The 17813-nt window shown below is 46.9% G+C and carries 18 protein-coding genes and 2 pseudogenes; 9 read left to right on the top strand and 11 right to left on the bottom strand.

Features of this window, described 5'->3' with window-relative positions; genetic code table 11:
* Window positions 1–90: 90 nt before the first annotated feature.
* The 3 genes from M1J35_RS07260 to M1J35_RS07270 all read left to right on the top strand — a co-directional run bounded on the left by M1J35_RS07260 (window position 91) and on the right by M1J35_RS07270 (window position 2725).
* Window positions 91–915, top strand: a complete 825-nt coding sequence (locus M1J35_RS07260) for an STAS domain-containing protein (RefSeq protein WP_254653699.1) — start codon at window positions 91–93, stop codon at window positions 913–915.
* Between the two features lie 156 nt (window positions 916–1071).
* Window positions 1072–2313 carry an ATP-binding protein gene (locus M1J35_RS07265; protein WP_224520955.1) on the top strand — a complete coding sequence of 414 codons (1242 nt, stop codon included), beginning with the start codon at window positions 1072–1074 and terminating at the stop codon, window positions 2311–2313.
* Window positions 2314–2386: 73 nt separating this feature from the next.
* Entirely contained in the window at window positions 2387–2725 is a 339-nt protein-coding gene (locus M1J35_RS07270; RefSeq protein WP_254653221.1) for an avidin-fold protein, read from the top strand.
* Between the two features lie 72 nt (window positions 2726–2797).
* Here M1J35_RS07270 and M1J35_RS07275 read toward each other — a convergent pair whose 3' ends face one another.
* The 7 genes and pseudogenes from M1J35_RS07275 to M1J35_RS07305 all read right to left on the bottom strand — a co-directional run bounded on the left by M1J35_RS07275 (window position 2798) and on the right by M1J35_RS07305 (window position 5572).
* Entirely contained in the window at window positions 2798–2989 is a 192-nt protein-coding gene (locus M1J35_RS07275; protein WP_254653222.1) for a hypothetical protein, read from the bottom strand.
* 150 nt (window positions 2990–3139) lie between these two features.
* Window positions 3140–3508 (bottom strand): hypothetical protein, encoded by a 369-nt coding sequence (locus M1J35_RS07280; RefSeq protein ID WP_254653223.1) that lies wholly within the window; start codon window positions 3506–3508, stop codon window positions 3140–3142.
* Window positions 3509–3585: 77 nt separating this feature from the next.
* Window positions 3586–4020 (bottom strand): Hsp20/alpha crystallin family protein, encoded by a 435-nt coding sequence (locus tag M1J35_RS07285; protein WP_254653224.1) that lies wholly within the window; start codon window positions 4018–4020, stop codon window positions 3586–3588.
* A gap of 25 nt (window positions 4021–4045) precedes the next feature.
* Window positions 4046–4288: a spore germination protein gene (locus tag M1J35_RS07290; RefSeq protein ID WP_224520951.1), complete on the bottom strand. Its 243-nt coding sequence runs from the start codon at window positions 4286–4288 to the stop codon at window positions 4046–4048.
* Window positions 4263–4553 (bottom strand): spore germination protein, encoded by a 291-nt coding sequence (locus M1J35_RS07295; protein ID WP_254653225.1) that lies wholly within the window; start codon window positions 4551–4553, stop codon window positions 4263–4265. The genes M1J35_RS07290 and M1J35_RS07295 overlap by 26 nt, the downstream gene beginning before the upstream one ends.
* Before the next feature lie 157 nt (window positions 4554–4710).
* Window positions 4711–4872: pseudogene (locus M1J35_RS07300) on the bottom strand (DUF2179 domain-containing protein); the annotation flags it as partial.
* Between the two features lie 79 nt (window positions 4873–4951).
* Window positions 4952–5572, bottom strand: coding sequence for a lysozyme inhibitor LprI family protein (locus M1J35_RS07305; RefSeq protein ID WP_254653226.1), 621 nt, complete (start codon window positions 5570–5572; stop codon window positions 4952–4954).
* A 216-nt stretch (window positions 5573–5788) separates the two neighbouring features.
* On the opposite strand from M1J35_RS07305, the pseudogene M1J35_RS22815 reads away from it, so the two are divergent.
* Together M1J35_RS22815 and M1J35_RS22820 are read left to right on the top strand one after the other, a co-directional pair.
* A pseudogene (locus tag M1J35_RS22815) lies at window positions 5789–6454 on the top strand (aminoglycoside phosphotransferase family protein); the annotation flags it as partial.
* 189 nt (window positions 6455–6643) lie between these two features.
* Complete coding sequence (locus tag M1J35_RS22820) at window positions 6644–7516, top strand: serine/threonine-protein kinase (protein ID WP_371928747.1); 873 nt, start codon at window positions 6644–6646, stop codon at window positions 7514–7516.
* A gap of 77 nt (window positions 7517–7593) precedes the next feature.
* Here the strand turns inward: M1J35_RS22820 and M1J35_RS07315 are convergent, their stop codons facing one another.
* Genes M1J35_RS07315 through M1J35_RS07325 form a run of 3 tightly spaced genes read right to left on the bottom strand, consistent with a single transcriptional unit; the run spans window position 7594 to window position 10965 of the window.
* On the bottom strand, window positions 7594–8988 hold the full coding sequence (locus tag M1J35_RS07315; RefSeq protein ID WP_254653228.1) for a sensor histidine kinase: 1395 nt from the start codon (window positions 8986–8988) through the stop codon (window positions 7594–7596).
* Window positions 8978–9682 (bottom strand): response regulator transcription factor, encoded by a 705-nt coding sequence (locus tag M1J35_RS07320; protein ID WP_254653229.1) that lies wholly within the window; start codon window positions 9680–9682, stop codon window positions 8978–8980. The genes M1J35_RS07315 and M1J35_RS07320 overlap by 11 nt, the downstream gene beginning before the upstream one ends.
* 41 nt (window positions 9683–9723) lie before the next feature.
* Window positions 9724–10965 (bottom strand): FG-GAP repeat domain-containing protein, encoded by a 1242-nt coding sequence (locus tag M1J35_RS07325; protein ID WP_254653230.1) that lies wholly within the window; start codon window positions 10963–10965, stop codon window positions 9724–9726.
* Between the two features lie 174 nt (window positions 10966–11139).
* On the opposite strand from M1J35_RS07325, the gene M1J35_RS07330 reads away from it, so the two are divergent.
* Window positions 11140–12123: a polysaccharide deacetylase family protein gene (locus M1J35_RS07330; RefSeq protein WP_254653231.1), complete on the top strand. Its 984-nt coding sequence runs from the start codon at window positions 11140–11142 to the stop codon at window positions 12121–12123.
* Window positions 12124–12143: 20 nt separating this feature from the next.
* Window positions 12144–13016, top strand: coding sequence for an LCP family glycopolymer transferase (locus M1J35_RS07335; protein WP_254653232.1), 873 nt, complete (start codon window positions 12144–12146; stop codon window positions 13014–13016).
* Window positions 13017–13154: 138 nt separating this feature from the next.
* Here M1J35_RS07335 and M1J35_RS07340 read toward each other — a convergent pair whose 3' ends face one another.
* Complete coding sequence (locus M1J35_RS07340; RefSeq protein WP_254653233.1) at window positions 13155–15254, bottom strand: peptidoglycan D,D-transpeptidase FtsI family protein; 2100 nt, start codon at window positions 15252–15254, stop codon at window positions 13155–13157.
* A 224-nt stretch (window positions 15255–15478) separates the two neighbouring features.
* Between M1J35_RS07340 and M1J35_RS07345 the strand changes: the two genes are divergently transcribed.
* Together M1J35_RS07345 and M1J35_RS07350 are read left to right on the top strand one after the other, a co-directional pair.
* Window positions 15479–16750 carry a S1C family serine protease gene (locus M1J35_RS07345; protein ID WP_254653234.1) on the top strand — a complete coding sequence of 424 codons (1272 nt, stop codon included), beginning with the start codon at window positions 15479–15481 and terminating at the stop codon, window positions 16748–16750.
* 128 nt (window positions 16751–16878) lie between these two features.
* Window positions 16879–17766, top strand: coding sequence for a peptidylprolyl isomerase (locus M1J35_RS07350; RefSeq protein ID WP_254653235.1), 888 nt, complete (start codon window positions 16879–16881; stop codon window positions 17764–17766).
* Window positions 17767–17813 lie beyond the last annotated feature (47 nt).

Raw genomic sequence — 17813 nt, forward strand, 5'->3', positions numbered from 1 at the left:
CTTCTTTTTGAATTCTCCCTTTTTGTAGCAGGATTTTTTTTTCGTTGACACGAATAAAGAACTATTCAGGTGAAAAAGGAGAGGGTTATGATGAGTTACAAATCCTTGGATAAGGAAATCGTAACGGACTTCCTTAAGGCCAATAGAGAGGACTTTCAACAGAAACTATTATCTGAGGCTGTAAATGTCAGAGGGAAAATCAGTGATATTCTCGAAAAAGGAAACATTGATCTGTTAAAGAATGCCGAACTGGTCGCTCACTACATCGTTGAAGACAAAGAAGAAGAGCTGATTGCATTTGCGAAAATTGAGGGGATTGCCTGGGCACAACATGATCTTACCCTGGCTTTCAAACTCGAATGGGTCCATGCCATAAGGAGAGCGTTATGGTATTTCCTTTATCAATTCGATGAGCAGGATGGAGAGGATGAATCTCCACGAAAGAGCTTCTTTGATCTGGAAAAAAGGATTAATGACAACGTGGATCAATTCCTGAATAATTTCTTTATCAGCTACTCCGATTACAAAGATGAGCAGTTGTGGTCGCACAGAAAATTGGTGGAGAATCTTTCGGTTCCGATCATCCCGGTTAATAGCACCATTGCGGTATTGCCGTTGATCGGAATGATCGATTCTTACCGGGTCCATGCATTGGAAGAAAAAGTGTTGATGGAAATCAGTTCGATGAAGATTCAAACCCTGATTATCGATTTGTCAGGTACGGCCGAAATGGAAATGGATGTCCTTTTTCAATTTGAGAGGATCCTAAGCGGAATCAATATGATGGGCTGCAAAGCGGTCCTCACCGGCCTCCGGGTAGAACTTGTTAGAAATATAGTGGATTCAGGGGTCGAATTTGACAGTTTGGTAGAGATAAAGGGTACATTACAACAAACACTGAAGGGATATTTGTAAAAGCAGAGGAAAAGCAGAGGGACGGTTCTCGTGCTTCCAAAATGGAAGCATCGGAACCGTCCCTCTGCTTCTGTCGAACCGCCACGTCATAGAGAGGATTTCCCGGGAAAGTGTCGAAGAGTTAGAGTAGATATTTTTTCCTAAAGGAGATTCATTATGGTAGAAACGGTCCATCATTTACTATTACATGTGGTATTTATTCTGTTTACGATTCTTCTATTTCAACTGTTTACGAGTGAATCGGATGGCGATACTAGAGGATTTCCCGTCCCTTTTTTCCTTATGAATCTTGTTGTTCTCTTGTTTACGATGGCCTTTCCCCTGGTTTATTCCAGTGGCTATGTGTACGATTTTAAAGTGATACCGGTGATCCTTTCATTTCTCTATGGAGGGAAGAGAGTGGGGATCAGTACATTTTTTGCCATGCTCGTCATCGGCTGGTTCACGGACCATTTATGGATGTTTCTCCTCGTGAATTATGCGATTTACAGTATGCTGCTGATCCCGTTATCTACCTGGTATCGAAAGCTATCCTGGAAAAACAAAATGCTCCTGATTTCAGGTTTTTATTTATTCATCCCGGTTACACGGTCCCTTTATTTACTCACACACCAAGAAACGGAGCAGCTTTTATTTATGGCAAGCTCCACCTCCATCATAGGGATCACCTTGATTCTGTCGATCTATTTGATTGAAAACCGCTTGGAACAGATCAGGGTCAAAAAAGAGCTCATCAAAGCGGAAAAGTTTAACGTGGTGAGCGAGCTGGCAGCATCTGTTGCCCACGAAATCCGTAATCCCATGACGACGGTGAGGGGGTTCATGCAGCTCCTGCAGAAAGAAGCGTTAACGGATCAGCAAAAGAGCTTTATCGATATTAGCATCCAGGAACTCGATCACGCCCAGGACGTCATCAATCAATACCTTTCACTGGCAAAGCCCCAGACGGAGGAATACGAGGTGTTCAGTCTGTCCGAGACGATGAATGAATCCGTTGACGTCATGACGACCTATGCCGTGATGAACAGCATAAAAATCAATAAGAATATTGAAGAAGATTTGATGATCAGAGGGATGAAACTGGAGGTGAAGCAGGTCCTCCTCAATCTTTTGAAAAATGCCATCGAGGCGGTAAAAGAAAATGGGGAAATCACGGCTGCTGCGAGTCGCCATCCTGACGGCCGGATGCGGATCATCGTTCAGGACAACGGAACCGGCATGCTGCCTGAACAACTCAAAGTACTCGGCAGGCCCTATTATTCCACGAAGGAAAAAGGGACGGGACTCGGACTCACGGTGAGCTATCAGATAGTGAAGCGGATGAAGGGTGAAATCAAAGTGGAAAGCGAACCTGGAGTGGGAACGACATTCAGCGTCTTTTTTCCAGGCAGTACATAAGAGGGACGGACCTTGCTTCTTCTAAGCAAGGGTCCGTTCCCATCCAATTTTGCAAAACAAGGAGGAGCGGTACATGATCAATTATGACGGACGTACATTCGTATCCATTGAGAATACAACAAATGGTGAGGTGTCCTCAAAGACCGTGTTTGAGTATAAGCAAGAAGGAAAGATCCTTTCAGCTACGTACAGTGGGGGAGATATTACAAAAGGGACCCTGATTGGCATTGTGAAGGACGATGGCAGCTTAGTGTTCAGATATAACCATGTGAACGTGAATCATGAAATCAGGGGAGGTCAATGCACCTCTGTTCCTGAAATACTGAAGAATGGTCGGATAAGACTGCATGAAAAATGGAAGTGGATGGATCGTGAACAAAGCGAAGGGGAATCGGTAGTAGAGGAGTATTAAGGGGAGCAGGGGGACGGTTCTCATGCTCCTATAATCGTGACCATGGAAGCAGAAGAACCGTCCCCCCGCTTCCTAGCGAATAATCCCGAGTTGTTTTTCAACTTGTTCAAGCCTCTGGGACAGTGAGTATACCCTTCGATCCAGCATGGCATATTGTTTCCTGAGAATATCTAACTGTGTTTCAAACCCTCCAGGATATTGTCGCGTATAGCATTCTGAGGGATTGGCATATGGTGCTTGATGATTTCCTCTGTAATAAACCATAATCGTCACCTCCATTAACAGAATAGAAAAGGGAAGCACGGGGACGGTTCTCGTGCTTCTAAAGTCGTGTCAACGGAAGCAGAAGAACCGTCCCCGCGCTTCCTCCATTAAAAAAACATTCCCATCGCAAAGGAATGTCCCCAGTTGTCTCTACGAACGTTTTCTTGTTGTTACTTTAATTGTGGGAGAGGGATGAGTGGATGCCGGCTTCTGAGTGGGATGGGAAGGCGATGATAGCTCTTTTTCTATGGTGGCAGGAGGTTTTAACTTGTCATATGTGGTTCCGATGTATAATTGTCCCTTCAGGTCTTTAATTCCGAGATTCCCGAAGTTGTTACTCAGGTCGGCGTGATCGATGTTTACATTTTCAATGGATAAGTGCTCAATCACAATTTTTGCAGGTTCCTGCTGGCTGGAGATCGTGTCTTTGACGTCTGAAGCTAAGCCCTGTTTCAAGGATTGAATTTCCTTTTCAAGGGCCTGGATCTTGTCTTTCATCTCATTTTGCTCAGCATTCATGCTTTTTTGAATGTATGAAGTTAGTTTTTTCTGAAAGTAAGTATACAACATGTTCTCACATTCTTTTTAGTATTTTTTCATTGTGAGCCTCCGTGTAATGAAACGTCTTCTATTTTCCGGGGGTAGGCCACTTGGATGAGGCCATTGAGAAACTGGATGTTGATGGATTTAGCCTCGGCCGGTTCGGGGAGGGGAATCGTTCGTTCGAATTCCCCTGAGAACCGTTCTGCCTTGACTTCCATTTCTTTTGGGTATACGGGTCTGATCTGCCCTTTTATCAGAAGGTTTGTGTTGGAATTCAATGAAAACTTAATATCATCTTGGGTGATCCCCGGGGCATCCAGGATGATGCACACATGGGATTCGTTCTGATACACATCATAACGAGGGAATTCGTCATCTGTAGAAAAGAACTGGGAAGGGTTATTGTTTTCGAATACGCTGTTCCAGAAATTATCGCTTTTGTATTGGTTGGTCAGTTCCAGCCATTTTTTCATTTTTTCCATATCCATGGATTATCACCTCTTATGAAAACGCCTAAACTTGAACGGTATAAGGGATGGCCGGGTTGGCGATTTGGTCTTGATCGCTGACGTCCGGATCGAGTACCCCTGTATTCATTTGTGAGCCGGTAGGCGAGAAATCACCGAATGAAAAGTTGGCTCCGAATAGTTTCGCATTGGCGGTATGACTGTTGTGAACCGTCGGACCGATATCGACGTTCCCGTTCTGCGTCACGCCATTGACTTTGATATTAAATATGTTGATCTGATACGGCATGAGGATCCTCCTCTTCGGTTTCTCTTGGGTCTACGGGTACAGGAACCGGCAAAGGTGTTCCCGCATTGACTGAATCCGCATTGCTTAAAGATGATTGATCATTCACATCTGGATCGATATATACATTTTCCATCATTGATTCTGTCGGGGAAGTATCACCATAGGAAGAGTTGATTCCCTGGGACTTATTATTCGACGTATGACTGTTATGAACAGCTTCTCCAATGGTGATCGAACCATTGCCAGAGACGCTATTCACCTTCATACAGTATAGGTTTACTACAGTCTGCACAGTTTCCCACCTCTTTTGTCTTTGGGATACTATATGCGTTCGTCAGCCCATACGTTCATGAATTTATGCGTGGGAGTAAACGGAAGGGAGCGCCGACACCCGGTCGACGCTCCCTTTCTTACGGCTATTTTTAATGAATGTCCCTCTTCTTAAACCGTCCCCCGCGTACTTCATTGATATCTGCGACAGCAAGGAAGGCTGAAGGATCCAATTCTTCCACGATCGATTTTAATTTGGCTTCTTCCAGACGGGTAACGATGCAGAAGATGACTCGCTTATCGTCTCCGGAGTATCCGATGGGGAGGGAGAGGTGGTTATGGAGAATTAGAGGACCAGGGGACCAGTAAAGCCCCCGCCTTCATTTCTGACTCTTACTCCGTCATATACTCCTCCACCAACTCATAACAACGAGCCTTCGTCGACTCATACAACGAAATATACCACGCCACATTTTCGAACGTGCCGCCTTCATACTTCAATCTTTCCTTCTCTGCCTTTGCCTCTTTCTCCTCGATCCATTTCACTTGTTCTGATTTTAACTCAGCCATGACTTCAGGAGAAAGCTTTTCTTTCAGAAGGGAGTATATCTCATTCAACGCATCGTCATACTTTTCGTAGGATACGCCATAGTAGTTTTTCATGGCATTCGTGACACCTTTATCTGAATCCTTCTTATCAGGCATGGCATCCAGTTCCTTCTGGATGTTGTCCAGTTTATCTAAGTATGCCTGTTTTCCTTCCACCTTTGTGACGGCTGATTCTTGTTCCGGATGACTCTCTTCAACAGATGTCTCATCTGACTGAGCCTGTTCGTTTTCCCCGGATGCCGTCGTATATTCAGCCTGTGAATCATTGGAGTCATTACTCGCTGCAGACGCCTCGGAATGAGGTTTACTAGCGGCATCCTCCTCAGAAGATTGACTACAGGCAGACATTCCGACGAAGACCATCGCTGATAAAGTCGTGACGGTCAACCAATTGCTTTTCTTCATTATTACAGCTCCAATCTTTTATAAAAAATGCTCACTTGGATTATTTTAACATACCCAGATATATCCTTCTAATCTGGTCAGGGAGAAAGTCCGGGAGTCGATGCCATGACCTCCTTTACAAGCTATCTATTTTATATATAAACTGGTAAAATTAGGGTTACCAATCTAGTAAACGACAATGGAGCCTGGGGACTCATGGCTCACTGGAGGTGCCACATGCTTGATATCAAAACGGATTACGTGTTTAAAAAAGTCGACCCGATCAACAAGGGATGGTCGAGTGATAAGAAATATTTTGTGGAAACCGAGACGGGGGAAAGGCTGCTGCTCCGGACGGCGGATCGTTCTGAGTATGAAAGTAAGAAGAGCGAGTTCGAGGCGATGGAGCGTTTGGCCAAAACGGGGATTCCGATGTCTGTGCCCCTGGAGTTCGGGTTGTGTGAAAACGGCGATCAAGTGTATTCGCTCTTTACATGGTGTGAAGGGAAGGACGCCGCTGAGGTACTGCCTGGATTTACGGATACGGAGCAATATGAGCTTGGCTTGAAGTCGGGTCGTTACCTGAGGGAAATCCATTCCACTCCTGCACCGCCCGATGAAGAACGGTGGGAAACGAAGTTCAATCACAAGGTGGATAAAAAGATTCAGCAGTACCACGATTGTCCCCTTAAGATCGAAGCCGGCGATCTCATATTAGAATACATAGAAGCAAACAGACACCTCCTGAAGGGGCGACCGCAAACATTTCATCACGGTGATTACCACGTCGGGAATATGGTTATTTCGGAAAGCGGCGAACTCTCCATCATCGACTTCAACCGTCATGATTTCGGGGATCCGTGGGAAGAGTTCAACCGCATCGCCTTCAGTGCATCGGCGAGTCCCCATTTTGCCACGGGACAGCTGAACGGCTATTTTAACGGATGGCCTCCCGAAGATTTCTTCAAGCTCATGGCCTTTTACATCAGTAGCAATATGCTGTCATCCATCCCGTGGGCGATGAGATTCGGTGAAGAGGAATTCTCCTTCATGAAGGAGCAGGCGAAGGAAGTGCTGGGCTGGTTTGACGGGATGAGGAATCCGGTGCCGACGTGGTATGTGGAGGACTTTTATGTTCAGTACGTGGATGACATTCCGTGTAAATTAAAGGCACCGTTCGACTTTTCTTTTATTAAAAAGTACGGAGAAGTCTTTAAAGTCTATGATGATCAGGATTCGGGCAATATCTGTTTCGGGGTCAGGGACGGTGAGGAGAGACTGTTCATTAAATTCGCCGGTGCCCCGACCTCGCGATATGAAGGGAAGCCGGAAGAGGCGATCACCGCGTTGAAGGCTGCCGTGAACGTGTATGAAGACTTGCGTCATCCCCATTTAGTGAGATTGATTCGCGGAGAAGAAGTCGGTGGTGGGTTTGCGGCCATCTTTGAATGGAGCGACGGGGAGTGTATGGGGAAGATGTATCCCCTGTCCCGGGAAACATTCATGCAGCTTCCGGATAGTACAAGGCTAGACGTCTTCCATGCCATCCTCGATTTCCACATCCATGCAGTGGAGAAAGGATATGTGGCCATCGATTTCTATGACGGCAGCATACTCTATGATTTTTCCAAAGAAAAGACGTTGATCTGCGACATAGACCTATATTCCAAACGCCCTTATACCAATACGATGGGCAGGATGTGGGGATCGTCACGCTTCATGTCTCCCGAGGAATTCAGGGAAGGTGCCGGGATCGATGAAATCACGAATGTGTATGGGATGGGAGCCACCGCCTTCGCGTTGTTTGGCGGGGAGAAGGATCGGTCCAGGGAAAAATGGAGACTGAGCGACGGGTTATATGAAGTGGCGCTGAAGGCTGTGAGCGATGACAGGGAAGCACGTCAGCCGTCTTTGCTGGAGTTGAAGAGAGAGTGGGACAGGGAGACAGGTTCGGTGTCCCGATAAGGATCCAGGGGGCTGGCCCCCTGGATTCTCAATCCATTAAAGGCAGGCCCATTCAGAGCCTGCCTCTTCACCATCCATCAATCTCTCCCCACCTTCAGCGGCAGCGTGAACCCAACCGTGGTCCCTTTCTGATTGTTCCTTCTAATCAAAAGCTCCCCATGATGATGCTCGATGATTTGTTTGCAAATCGCCAGTCCAAGCCCGACTCCTTCTGTATTCTCGTTCACTTTATAAAACAGGGTGGACACATGCCTAAGGTGCTCTTCTTCAATTCCCTCGCCCTCATCTTCGACTTCAAACGTTAGATCATGTTCTCCCTTCCCATAACGAACCGTGATGGTGCTGTTTCGACCGGAATATTTGATGGCATTCTCGATGAGGTTGATAAGCACCTGACGGATTCTATTCTGATCAGCTACGAGTTTCAGGGGTTCATCATGGATCACGATGATCTCCTGTTCTTTTTGCTGGCGCTTTTTATCCAGCTGCAACAGAACTTCCTTCACAAGCTGGTCAAAATGAAAAGGGGACGGGTTGATTTCGAATGTCCCGTTTTGATAGCGGGAGAAGTCCAGCAGTTCCTCCACCATGTCGATCAGTCTGTCCGTTTCTTTCGTGATGATGGAAAGTCCCGTTTGGGTTTCTTCCACATTCTCCGGGTCCCCTGTCTGCAATGTCTCGCTCCACCCCTTGATGGAGGTGAGGGGAGTCCGGAGTTCATGGGACACGGAAGAGATGAATTCGTTTTTCATTTTTTCCGTCCTGAGGAGTTCTTTCCCCATATTGTTGAACGTCTGGCTCAGGGTGTGGAATTCATCTTTGTACTGCCCGTCCACCCTTGCTTCCAGGTCTCCTTCTGCCATCCGGTTCGAGACCTTCGTCAATTCGATGACGGGTTCCGTGATGATTCGTGAGAAAAAGGTACTGACCACGAATACGATCCCGAGGATGCCGATTCCGATCGCTGACAGGGTGATCAGGATCGTTTGAAAATTATTATCCAAAGCTTCGAGTGATGTGACAAAGCGGAGGATGCCAATCGTTTTATCGCTGGATTCTAATGGGACCGAGACGGCGAGGATGCGTTCGCCTGTTGCGGTATTGGTCCCGAACCAGGTTCCTTGTCCTTTTGAGAAAGCATCCTTCACGTCGGGATAATCCTGTTTTCCTCCTGGGATGAATCCACTTGAGGACGATAAGATTCTGCCGCTTCCGCTCAAAATTTGTGTTTCTGCCTGATCAATGGAGAAGTTGCTTTGAAGATCCTGCAGATTCTCCCTCAGATTGTACGTCGATAAATGACTATAACGCTTCGCAAATGAGGCCGAGTTCTGTGCATGATTTTGCAAAATTTCAGCCGTGCCGTTGTAATAATAATGATAGATGCCGGAAGTGACAATGCCGAGGAATAATAGGATCGTCATGGCGATCAGCGTCAGATTCTGTATGAGTAATCGCCGTCTAATTCCCATTATGCTTTCCTTCCCCGGATTCATCCCATCGGTATCCGTACCCCCATACGGTTAACAAATAACGGGGGGAGGAGGGATCTGCTTCAATTTTCCGACGGATCCTCCTGATGTTGACATCGACGATTTTCGGATCCCCCATATAATTGATCCCCCACACCTGGTCCAGGAGGTCATGGCGGCTGATGGCTTTCCCTTTTGCTTTCAGGATGGTGCTGATCAGCTCATATTCCACCGGGGACAAATCGACTTCCTTTCCCTTCAACTTCAGGAGGCGCCTGCTTTCATCCAGATAGATCGATGGAGCAGGCGCCTCCGGTTCAACAGGCCGGATCCGCCTCAGTAACGCTTCAATCCTCGCGATCAATTCATTCGGACTGAAAGGCTTGGAGATATAATCATCGGCCCCGTTCATCAATCCATGGACTTTATCCATCTCCTGTACTTTCGCCGTCAACATGATGATGCCGATGGATGAGTTCCATTCTCGGATCTCCTTGCACGCGTCGAACCCGTTCATTCCGGGCAGCATCACATCGAGAAGGACGATGTCGACGACCGTACCCTCCTCTTTCAACTGCTTGATGCCGGACTCGGCATTGTCCGCCTGAAGCACACTGTATCCATATCGTTTTAAATTGATTTCAATGAAGCCTCTGATCGATTCTTCATCTTCAATGATCATGATTCTCTTCATTTCCAACACCTGCATTTCATTTGAAAATAAACCGGTGGCTCCTATTCGGAAGACAGCGGATGAAAGGACTTCTTAAATTGGGACACCGGTGATTTCGTCAAATAGACAAACTGATTGCTTTCCATTAGGACATTCCATCCTTCGAGGGATTCCTTATCGTCTTTGTCCGCGACATACACATCAAAAAGAAGGGAACCATCCTCTTTCGAGAGGAATTTGACATATCTCCGTCCGTCGGATGCTTCGATGATGATATCAGGCCAGTCTTCCGGTAGCACCAGTTCATACTGATATGGATAGTTCTGATAGGAGCGCAGGGTGAACTGCGGTTGGCCGTCATCGGATAATTGATAGTACTCATGTATGAACGGCATGTCCACATACGGTTTGTCCGGGTTCGCCTCGATCAGAAGGGGAAACTCCAGGATGCCGTCCCCGTTTTTGTCTTCGCTGTTGGCGGATGTTGCCCGAAATAATTGATCTTTGAATTCTTTTGGCACAAGTTCCACGAGTTTCTTATTTTTCACACCGACGATGAACGAAGTCGAGGAATGGGCCCCTACAGTGGAATCGAATATCACCCCTTTGACTGATGGGGTGACATAGCCCGATGCCGAGTGATAGTAAGGATAGACATACGGATCAAGCTTCAGTTCATCCACCTTCTCCGATTTTCCTTTTGGAAAGGCATAAAGGGAGACCGTATGTTCCTGATTAGGTATCAATGAAGAAAGCAGGAGCTCGCCCTTGCCGTCTTCATTGTAATCATCCGCGAAGAAGGCGCTGTATTGGGATTCGAATAGTTTGTGAGGCTTTTTCCCTTCCAAATCATAAACGACTAGGGCAGAGTCAGACGCTTCTGCCGCATAGGAAAAGCCGATCAGGAGTTCCTTCGTTCCGTCCCCGTTTAAATCAGAGGCTTCCACCTTCATCAATTCCCTCCCGATATTTTTGATTCCGGCCACCTTCGTCCATTTGCCTTCTTTATTCTCAAGGACGATTCCCTCCATTTGAGATGTTTCCTCGGGAAGTCGGTAGAAGACGATCAACTCTTCTTCCCCGTCTCCATCGAGATCCGTCTCCTGGATGGTGTCTGCCGTTTTATCTTCGTTTGGAGAGAGCCACTCCGCCTGAGGAGGGACGAAGCTTTGAATGGCCTGTTTCAGTTCCTGCTGTTCGACAGGAAGCTCAGGAGGCTTCATCAAAGAAGAATTGGACTGAAATAACGAACAGCCGCTTGTGACAAACAGGATCCCGGTTAAGAGAACGATCATTTTTTTCATCTATATTTCACATCCTAGCCTTTGCTTTCAATAGTATAGTGTAAATCCATTCGACAAAAGTAACAAGAAAGTAACAAATTTCGCACCTTCATTGTAACCGCCTCGTAACCCTTTCCAACCCTTTTTCTCTTACTATAAATAGAGAATAAAACAGCCGGAGGAAAGGTGAAAAGCATGAGCAGAAAGAAAAGACGATTAAAGAAAAGACGATTAAAGAAAAGTGTGCGGCTGACATTCGCACTGATGTCAGCCCTCTTCATCCTAGTATCGACCATTTGGGTGATGGATATAGGCGAAGCGAAAAGTAACGAGGGACAGGAAAGCTTAGAAAAGGTCATGGCAAAAAAAACCGGAGAACAGCAGCCTGACGAAAAGCAAACTGAAGATGTGGAAGAGAAAGAGCCAGAGGAAAGCGTAGAGCTTCCTGGACAAGAGGCTCAGGAAGATGAACCAGTCGATTCTGTAACGGTTGATGAACCGGTTCAACAAGAGGAATCGACGGTCGACCAGCCTGGAGTGGAGGAATCATCCGAGGATCAACAGGATCAGGAAGAACAAGCCGTACAACAGTCGGTCTACCTCACATTTGATGACGGTCCGAATGAAAACACAGAAGGCATCCTGAACGTCCTCGAACGCTACGATGCCAAGGCGACATTCTTTATGCTTGAGCCGAATATGAAGAGATTCAAAGATTCCGTAGAGGACATGGCGGCAGAAGGCCATGCAGTCGGCATGCACGGTGTGACCCATGATGCGTCGAAATTCTATCAATCTAGTCAAACGGTTGTGGGTGAAATGAAAAAAGGACAAGAGACCCTGGAGTCCATCACCGGAATTCACAGCAACCTGATCAGGGTCCCTTACGGATCGGTGCCGAATATGACGCCAGCCTACCGGGAAGCCGTTGATCAAGCAGGGTTCCAAATGTGGGACTGGAACATTGACAGCGAGGACTGGAGGCTGTTAAGCGAAGAATATGTTCCGAATGTGATGGAACAGATCGATGATTTTCCTTATAAAGAATCTCCGAAAATCATTCTGCTTCATGAGAAAGATGTAACCCTTGAATATTTGGAAGAGCTTCTCGTAGATTTGACGGAAAAGGGATACAGCATGAAGGCACTGACAGAACAAATGGACACCGTAACATTTTAACGAAAGAGGAGCTGTAAAGAATGAATAAGAAATGGAAAGTAGGCATAACCGTCCTGATTGGATTGACGGTCTTATCAGGTGGACTTCTGTTCTTTGTTTTTTCAAAAGTGGGGGCGTTCTTCGATGAGACGTATGAACCAATTGACGTTCCTGACGCAGGAAATGAAGAGAAAGAACCTGCCCCAGACGATAAAATCCACATCCTGCTGATGGGAGTCGATAAACGGCCACATGATAAGGGAAGGCCGGATGTCATGATGGTAGTGGAAATAGATCCGAAGTCTGACAAAACCAAGGTCGTCAGTCTGCCCAGGGATACCAAAGTAACCATCCCGGGTCGAGATGAAAGCACCAAGCTGAATCATACGTACACATATGGAGGGACAAGCCTCACCGTGCAGACCGTTCAACAGTTATTGGACATCAACATTGACTATTATGCGAAAGTAAATATGAACGGGTTCGAAGGAGTCATCAATGAAGTAGGAGAACTGACCATCGACAATGAACTGGACTTCACGTTTGACGGTTACCACTTTTCCAAGGGGAAACTGACGTTGTCTCCCGACGAAGCACTCGCCTATGTCCGAATGAGAAAACAGGACCCCATGGGCGACGAAGGCCGGAACGAACGGCAGCGGAAAGTCATCAAGGCATCCGTCGATAAGCTCCTTGAGCAGAACGATTTCGGCAAAATCCTTGAGTTACTCGATACGGTATCTCCTTATCTCCAATGGAATATTCAAGAGAAGGATTTGAAAACGTTATACAGCCATTATTCACACGCCATGAAACAGATCCAATCGTCGGAACTGCCGGGTGAAGGGAAGCTTGGTGAAGATGGATTATGGTATTTTTTCGCAGAGGATCCGGAGCGGGTATTTTCGGACTGAGCAATTGAGGGGAATATGAGCCATTGATCGACGGGGAGGTCTGGTCGATAACATGCACACTGGACCTGTCCCTGTAGTTTTCATCAAAAAACAGAGGCTCCCAAGCAGTAGATTCTGCTTAGGGGCCTCTGTTTTGATTTATTCGCTCTTTTCCTTTTTTAATTCAAAATATTTATCCATCACCCGTTTGGAAATGACCTTATTGATGTAAGGGTCATGTTCCTGATGGGACCAAGGGACGACAGTTGAGAAGGCAATTTCCGGATGGTCGAATGGTGCATATCCGATAAGGGTCGTGTTGTAGGTTGGCTGTGCACTCTCCATGTCCGGTCCTTTGTAAAATGCTTCTGCTGTTCCTGATTTCCCTGCTCCATTGTACGGAGCATCCTTAAATAGATTGGCCGTACCTTCTGGACCATGGAAGACCCGGTAAAACCCTTTCTGTACATGTTCGATTTCTTCACTGGATGCATCGATCCGGTTCAGCACCTCTGGTTCCTGCTTGTACACGACACTTCCTAACCGGTGTGGCTGGTTGGAAGGTTCACGTACTTCTTTTAACAGATGGGGCTGCACGCGTTTTCCTCCGTTGGCGATTGTCGATACGTATTGAGCCAGCTGCAGGGGTGTGTACGTGTCGTACTGCCCAATCGCAAAGTCAAGGAGAAGTCCCGGATGTTCAGCGGTTCCTTGATATCCCGGAGATTCCCCTGGGAGATCGATCCCTGTCGGCACCCCCAGTCCCATTTGGGCAAAATGCTCCCTGAACGTACGGAATGCGTCACCTTTCAGTTCAATCGGTGCGTGAGGGACGTAGCGGTTCCCGGCAATCCGGAGGGCGACTTTCCACATATACGCGTTGGAGGATTTCTCCAGGGCATAGAGGTCACTGATCGGCCTCGTTTGATTTCCCCATACATTGAACCATGACGTTTTCTTTGGCGTGCCTTTAATATAAAGGGGTTCATCGACAATCATTTCACCGGGCTTGATATGATCCGTCATATAACCGGTCAGGAGGGTGGCACCTTTCACAACGGAGCCCGATTCATAGGACGTCGTGTATGTCCCCAATGAATAATCTTCGAATTCGATTTCCCCGTTCGGATGGATTTCCTTCACTTTCTGACCGACCATCGCTTCGATTTCCCCTGTATATGGGTTCATCATGACGACAAAAGCACGGTCGAGATAAGGAGATCCTTTCGTTCCAATATGTTTCGATAGTTCTTCCTGGACGATTTTCTCGATTGCTTTTTGCAATTCGACATCAATGCCGAGTACGAGATCTTTTCCGCTCTGTCCCTGCTGGATGACCTTTGTCCCGACGACCTGCCCGTCTTGTATGATGTTTTTCACTTTCTTCTTCTGACCGTTCAACAGGTCTTCATACTTTAATTCCAGGTAGCTGGTTCCCACGCGGTCATTCCGGTTATATCCTTCTGCCAGATATTCCTGGATCAAATCTTTCGGAATCCCTTCCCTGGTCGAAGACACGTCTCCGAGCACGGAACGGAGAGTGTGGTCAAGGGGATAAGACCTTGTCCAATCCGTGGTCACGTCCACCCCGGGCAATTCATCGAGATGTGCGCTTACCTGTGCATACTCCGTGATGGTCACCCCTTTATTCTTCACGATTTGAGGGGAAAGGGCGTACCCTTTGGAAATCGTTTGATAGATTGCGAGCACTTCATATTCTTCTTCTGAAAAAGAAGACCATTCCTTTTCACTGATGCGTTCAAGCTTCAATTGATAGATTTTCTGATCGGCCTCTTTGGTTGAGAGATCCTTCTCTCCCTGAATGTGTTTGATTTCTGACGCGGAGACTTTCTTATCCGCCTTTAAAGGATTCATCAAGATCCAGAAATCCTTTTTATCACGTGTCGTGAGGGAATCGGTCTCGACGTCAATCATGTCGGCCAGCTTCTTCGACACTTCCAATAAATCCTTCTGAGACGAATCCGACGTCCGGGTGAAAGTGATGGCCCTCTCTGGTTTATTATCGACGATCAACTTTCCGTTCCGGTCATATATGCTCCCTCGTGGCACGGGTGAATCCACCGTCACACTTTCCTTCTTCTCAACCGCCTTTTCATAAGACTGTCCATTCGCAATCTGAACCATCCCGAGCCTGACAATCAGCGTGCTGAATAAAAGAAACACGGTGACAAAGAGAATCTTCATGCGCTTCGGAAGGACCATTTTCTTTGTTCGCTCTGCTCTATTCTTGTCTTTCATACAATCACCCATTTTATGTATTTGACTTTATTACAATTAAAACAAAGCGATGACAAAAACCCAAGGGATATGATGAATCGTTCACGAAATCGTTTCATTCAGCCCTTGTTCCAAAAAACTTCCCATCCTGTACATAGATTGTTAATAGTTTCGTAACATTTACCCTCTAAGATGAAATCAACATCAAAGTTCAACAGGCAAAATCAATCGAGGAGGAAATAAACATGTTTGAACATAACAATCAAAATGAAGAAATGAATTCTACGGAAACAACCGATACAGACGTCCCTCAAAAAGAAGAAATGCAGCGTACCCCGAAACAGAAAAAGCCGTTTAAAGGCAGGGGGTTCCTCAACACGGTTGGTGCGGGGATCATCGGTTCGGTCCTGACGCTGACGGTATTGCCACAAACGGACTATTATCAGCACCTGGCTCAGCCAAGCGTCGAGCAATCGGCAGACAACGGACAGGCAAACACATCATCAAATTCAGGTATCACGCCCACATCGGTCTCAACCGGGGCAGGCGGCGATGTAGCGAATATTGTAGAGGATGCATCCCAATCCATCGTCGGCATCGTCAATTATCAGAGCCAAAGCCGAATGGGAGCCGCAGAGGCCACTCCGGCTGGGACAGGGTCCGGCGTCCTTTTTAAAAAAGAAGGGGATAGTGCTTTCATCATCACGAACAACCATGTGATTGAAGGGGCATCAAAGATTGAAGTTTCTCTCTATGACGGTGAAAAGACCGAGGGTGAGCTGATCGGAGCCGACCCGCTGACGGATCTTGCCGTCGTGAAGATCGACGGTAAATATGCAGACAACCTGCTGGAAGTCGGTGACTCCAGTGCCCTGCGCGCCGGTGAACAGGTCATCGCCATCGGGAACCCGCTCGGACTGGATCTTTCAAGAACGGTAACACAGGGAATCGTCAGTGCCGTCGACCGCACGATCCCTGTTCAGACATCCGAAGGGGAATCTGAACTGAACGTCATTCAAACAGACGCAGCCATCAACCCTGGTAACAGTGGGGGCGCACTCCTGAATTCCAAGGGTGAACTGATCGGGATCAACAGCGCGAAAATCTCGAACTCCGGTGTCGAAGGACTCGGCTTTGCGATTCCGAGCAAGGACTTCATGCCCATCGTCAGCGAAATCATCAAAACAGGTAAAATTGAGCGCCCATATATCGGAATCGGGATGAAGAACCTGGCAGATATCCCGCGTTCATACTTACCGAATCTGCCTCAATCCGTTGAATCCGGTGTGGTCGTCGCCAATATCGACCCGACCTCCGCAGCAGCGGACGCCGGAATCAAAGAAGGTGACGCCATCACCGAAATGGACGGCAAAGCAGTCGAGAATGTCGCCGATCTGAGAAGACAGCTGTACGGTGGCTTGAAAGTCGGGGATAAAATCGATTTGACCGTCTATCGTGATGGTAAAAAAATGACGGTGAGCCTGAAGCTTACCAGTAATTCGATGATGAATGGGTAATGGGTGAGGTGTGATGTGATGTGTGTACCTGGTACAGATCGGGTGACTGGTACCAGGTACAATCACTCCAAAGTGTACCAGGCACCAAAAAAACGACCAATAAACAAACAAAAAAGGAGTACGATTAAGTGACTAAAAAGAAACAAACGATCACATTATGGAGCATTATCGGAGGCGTTGTCCTCATCGGATCGCTGCTGGCGGTGTTTGGTTTTTCAAAAGAAGATGCAGTGGCCAAAGTGGGAAGTGAGACCATCAGTAAAGACGATCTGTATACGACGCTTGTGGATCAGTATGGGGATGGCGCCCTTGATACATTGATCGCGGAGAAGATCGTGAAGCTTGAGAGTGAGAAGAAAGATCTCACGGTTAAGGATAGTGAGATTAAAAAGGAATTGGAGAATATTAAAGGTCAATATGACAGTGAAGAGGCATTCAATGAGGCCCTCGCTTCAAGCGGGTCGGATCTGGACAGCGTCAAAGAAAATATCAAGACGTACCTGTTGACGGAGAAGTTGCTGAAGGATCGGGTCAAGATCACGGATGATCAGATCAAGGAATACTTCGAAGTGAATAAGGATACGTTTGCGCAAAAAGAGCAGGTTGAGGCCAGTCATATCTTAGTGGACGATGAAAAGACGGCACAGGAAGTGAAGAAGAAACTTGATGACGGCGGAGATTTTGCCGAGCTTGCGAAAGAGTATTCCACAGATACGTCGAATGCCGATTCAGGCGGGGAGCTTGGTTATTTTGGCAAAGGTGAGATGGTGACGGAGTTTGATGATAAGGCGTTTTCAATGAAAAAGGGTGAAATCAGTGAGCCTGTGAAGACGGAATTCGGCTACCATATCATCAAGGTGACGGGCAAGAAGGAAGCGAAAGAGGCGGTCCTTGCCGATCACAAAGATGAAATCAAGGACATCCTGTTTGATCAGGCCCTTCAGACGGAGTATGGTACGTGGCTGGCTGAGAAAAAGAAAGAGTATAAGATCGAAAAAACCTTAAAAGATTCATAAACCGGTCATGGTTTGTTCATGATTTGGCCATAACTTCTGGAAATAAT

Origin of the sequence: Rossellomorea sp. KS-H15a (genome assembly GCF_024195245.1) — a bacterium.
In the GTDB taxonomy this organism is placed as follows: domain Bacteria; phylum Bacillota; class Bacilli; order Bacillales; family Bacillaceae_B; genus Rossellomorea; species Rossellomorea vietnamensis.

Coding starts and splice junctions, on each gene's coding strand:
- M1J35_RS07260 (WP_254653699.1), top strand. CDS start 91: ATGAGTTACAAATCCTTGGATAAGGAAATCGTAACGGACTTCCTTAAG.
- M1J35_RS07265 (WP_224520955.1), top strand. CDS start 1,072: ATGGTAGAAACGGTCCATCATTTACTATTACATGTGGTATTTATTCTG.
- M1J35_RS07270 (WP_254653221.1), top strand. CDS start 2,387: ATGATCAATTATGACGGACGTACATTCGTATCCATTGAGAATACAACA.
- M1J35_RS07275 (WP_254653222.1), bottom strand. CDS start 2,989: ATGGTTTATTACAGAGGAAATCATCAAGCACCATATGCCAATCCCTCA.
- M1J35_RS07280 (WP_254653223.1), bottom strand. CDS start 3,508: ATGAATGCTGAGCAAAATGAGATGAAAGACAAGATCCAGGCCCTTGAA.
- M1J35_RS07285 (WP_254653224.1), bottom strand. CDS start 4,020: ATGGATATGGAAAAAATGAAAAAATGGCTGGAACTGACCAACCAATAC.
- M1J35_RS07290 (WP_224520951.1), bottom strand. CDS start 4,288: ATGCCGTATCAGATCAACATATTTAATATCAAAGTCAATGGCGTGACG.
- M1J35_RS07295 (WP_254653225.1), bottom strand. CDS start 4,553: ATGAAGGTGAATAGCGTCTCTGGCAATGGTTCGATCACCATTGGAGAA.
- M1J35_RS07305 (WP_254653226.1), bottom strand. CDS start 5,572: ATGAAGAAAAGCAATTGGTTGACCGTCACGACTTTATCAGCGATGGTC.
- M1J35_RS22820 (WP_371928747.1), top strand. CDS start 6,644: ATGAGGAATCCGGTGCCGACGTGGTATGTGGAGGACTTTTATGTTCAG.
- M1J35_RS07315 (WP_254653228.1), bottom strand. CDS start 8,988: ATGGGAATTAGACGGCGATTACTCATACAGAATCTGACGCTGATCGCC.
- M1J35_RS07320 (WP_254653229.1), bottom strand. CDS start 9,682: ATGAAGAGAATCATGATCATTGAAGATGAAGAATCGATCAGAGGCTTC.
- M1J35_RS07325 (WP_254653230.1), bottom strand. CDS start 10,965: ATGAAAAAAATGATCGTTCTCTTAACCGGGATCCTGTTTGTCACAAGC.
- M1J35_RS07330 (WP_254653231.1), top strand. CDS start 11,140: ATGAGCAGAAAGAAAAGACGATTAAAGAAAAGACGATTAAAGAAAAGT.
- M1J35_RS07335 (WP_254653232.1), top strand. CDS start 12,144: ATGAATAAGAAATGGAAAGTAGGCATAACCGTCCTGATTGGATTGACG.
- M1J35_RS07340 (WP_254653233.1), bottom strand. CDS start 15,254: ATGAAAGACAAGAATAGAGCAGAGCGAACAAAGAAAATGGTCCTTCCG.
- M1J35_RS07345 (WP_254653234.1), top strand. CDS start 15,479: ATGTTTGAACATAACAATCAAAATGAAGAAATGAATTCTACGGAAACA.